The sequence below is a fragment of the Anaerobiospirillum sp. NML120448 genome, from assembly GCF_023050945.1.
Lineage (GTDB): Bacteria > Pseudomonadota > Gammaproteobacteria > Enterobacterales > Succinivibrionaceae > Anaerobiospirillum.
The window spans coordinates 1-2,483 of sequence record NZ_JALKIM010000142.1 but is presented as its reverse complement, the minus strand read 5'-3'; the positions used below and the strand labels follow the sequence as shown (position 1 = coordinate 2,483).

The following is a 2,483-nucleotide window of genomic DNA, read 5'->3' as shown; positions in this document are numbered from 1 at the left end:
AGCTCCAGGCTTTTAGGAGCATTTTTACAGGCTGCAACCAATGCAGCCTCATTATTAGGTCTTCCAGTATCAGGATTAAAATCATGTTTCATTAAAATATTGCTTCTTTGCTCATTAAAAGAGGCTCTAATTAGTGTTCCCTCCCTTTCTGCAAGATCCTTAAGGGTGGATACACCAATATCACATATATTGTAATTTTTAAGATCGCTCTGTACATCCCTATATGAAGAGTGTGTGAGTTGGCTTAGTAAAGCAAACATTAATTTAGGAGTCCTAAAAGTAAGATTAGGGTTATGTTTAGGAACAAAAACAGCGTTGACATCAAGTTTGCACACACCATCCAAGGTCTGAATGGTTACTTGTTTTTTTTTGAGTTGACATCATTATTTTGAATAGCGGAACATACAGATGAGAGTAGCTCGTTCTTAACATTGCCAATGTACTCTTCTGCCTTACAAACACTATTCATAACATCATCCATAGATTTAGGGGTTACTTTATCGACCTCTAATTTACTGCTCAATGGGATTGTAACTACCTTGCCATCTTCTTCAATTTGAATACAAGTAGTGATAACAACTTTAGGATTTAACTTAGACATACTGCCCCCTGCTTGGTACAAACTATAATTGATATATAAATTATATCATTTACTGTTGGTTAATTAAAAGTCGTCCGTACAGGTGGAAAAAATCCAAATCATGTGCGAAGAGCTAGCTTGACCAACTCTAGTCTTTAGAAAGACTACACAGCAAATGCCATTAAGGCCACGCTTAGCGCATTCTACCCCTAACAAGCTCTTACTTTAAGTACAAAAAAGGCGGACATGCGCCCGCCTCTAAATATAAAGAGAGAGATATTGTTATTCTATTAACCGCCTAGCAAGCTTAAAGCGATAGTTGGGCGCTGGTTAGCCTGAGCAAGCACTGATTGGGAGGCCTGCTGGATAATGTTGTTTTGGGTAAGAGCAGCAGTCTCAGAGGCAAAATCAGTATCACGAATACGGCTACGTGCATCAGCCTCATTCTCAGAAATATTGGCCTGATTACGGATAGTGCTTTCCATACGATTTTGCAGGGCACCTAAGGATGCACGCTTGGAGTCAACAACTTGAATGAATTTATCGATATTAGTCAATGTAGCTGTGGCGGCTTTAGCTGAGCTTACACTCCAACGAGCCCACAAGCCTTTATCAGCAGCATTGGCTCCTGTCATTAATAAGCCTGTATGGGATGCATCTGCGAGTGCATTTTTAAATTCAATTTTAGCTTGGGAGGCAATACCTTCCATTGTGAATGCTTGTGACCAATTTAGAGCTAAAGTGTCACCAGCATTAGCGCCTACTTGGAATGTTATTTTACCATCAGCTGGAATAAGGCCTTTCTGTTTTCCCTGTAACACAGTTTTACCAGCGAAAGTGGTTTGATTAGCGATACGGCTAATTTCTTGAGAAAGCTGAGTTACTTCTTGTTGGATAGCCTTACGATCCTCGGCGGTATTTGTGCCGTTAGCTGATTGCACGGCTAAGGTACGGATACGCTGGAGCATGTTGGTGGTTTCGTCTAAGGCACCTTCAATGGTCTGTGCAAGGGCAATACCGTCGTTAGTATTACGATTTCCCTGATTTAAACCGTTGATTTGGGAGGTTAAACGATCGGCAATTTGAAGGCCAGCAGCGTCATCTTTTGCAGAGTTAATTCTAAGGCCTGATGCAAGTCTCTGGTAGCTAACGTTCAGGCTATTGGTAGCATTGGTTAGCTTTCTTTGTGCATTAATCGAGCTAACATTAGTATTAACGTAAAGTGCCATAACAATTCTCTCAATAAATGATAAACATGTGTAATGTTATCTGACCAAATAGATAGAGTAATAGGCTTATAAATAGGATTTAGCAGTAATTGTGTGTGCCTAAAAGCTTTATTGTTTGTCTGTGAATTTTAATAGACAACATCTCTATCGTATAGTCAAACCAATAGCTGTTAGCTAAAGGCTGTGTATATCTGAAATAATCCAAGCAATATTAGTGCCAGTAGTTATCTATTAACCTTCAAAAATGACGCAATACCTAACTAAACACAGCTATTAAAAGTCTAAAGCCCGAGCTCGTAATATGCCTATAAGCTAAAGTACCTATAAATACGCTAAAATGGACTTATTATAATGGTACACATATTTGACATGAAAAATAGAAATACAAAGTGGGATTACTCACGCATCAAAAATTTTCCTCGAGGAGCCACAATCCAACGAAACGGCGATGCTTTAATTGTAATCCGCAGAAAAATAATTTATGACCCAACTATTGGCCGTGGCAAAGATGGGGCACGTGAATACTTGGGTCGTGTCGTTGATGGTGTCTTTTACCATAGCCCGGCATTATTAAATTTTTATTTCTAAGCAAAAACCGCTTATTTATCATATTTCTTAGAAATGCTACCCTTGAGGTAGTTTTTTTGTGCCAAAACTACTACTCCGCCCTAATA

Annotated in this window: 4 protein-coding genes; 1 reads left to right on the top strand and 3 read right to left on the bottom strand. The window is 39.1% G+C overall.

Annotated features, from left to right (window positions below):
• The 3 genes from MXE38_RS12085 to MXE38_RS12075 all read right to left on the bottom strand — a co-directional run.
• Nucleotides 1–260, bottom strand: a 260-nt coding sequence (locus tag MXE38_RS12085; protein ID WP_246915427.1) for a hypothetical protein, incomplete at its 3' end; no start/stop codon positions are given.
• Between the two features lie 95 nt (nucleotides 261–355).
• Nucleotides 356–601 carry a hypothetical protein gene (locus MXE38_RS12080; protein ID WP_246915425.1) on the bottom strand — a complete coding sequence of 82 codons (246 nt, stop codon included), beginning with the start codon at nucleotides 599–601 and terminating at the stop codon, nucleotides 356–358.
• A 269-nt stretch (nucleotides 602–870) separates the two neighbouring features.
• Nucleotides 871–1,809: a flagellin gene (locus MXE38_RS12075; RefSeq protein WP_246915423.1), complete on the bottom strand. Its 939-nt coding sequence runs from the start codon at nucleotides 1,807–1,809 to the stop codon at nucleotides 871–873.
• 369 nt (nucleotides 1,810–2,178) lie between these two features.
• Here MXE38_RS12075 and MXE38_RS12070 point away from each other — a divergent pair, with 369 nt between their 5' ends.
• Nucleotides 2,179–2,397, top strand: coding sequence for a hypothetical protein (locus MXE38_RS12070; protein WP_246915421.1), 219 nt, complete (start codon nucleotides 2,179–2,181; stop codon nucleotides 2,395–2,397).
• Nucleotides 2,398–2,483 lie beyond the last annotated feature (86 nt).

Excerpts from the sequence above, each read along its gene's own strand:
- MXE38_RS12080 (WP_246915425.1), bottom strand. The coding sequence starts at position 601 with ATGTCTAAGTTAAATCCTAAAGTTGTTATCACTACTTGTATTCAAATT.
- MXE38_RS12075 (WP_246915423.1), bottom strand. The coding sequence starts at position 1,809 with ATGGCACTTTACGTTAATACTAATGTTAGCTCGATTAATGCACAAAGA.
- MXE38_RS12070 (WP_246915421.1), top strand. The coding sequence starts at position 2,179 with ATGAAAAATAGAAATACAAAGTGGGATTACTCACGCATCAAAAATTTT.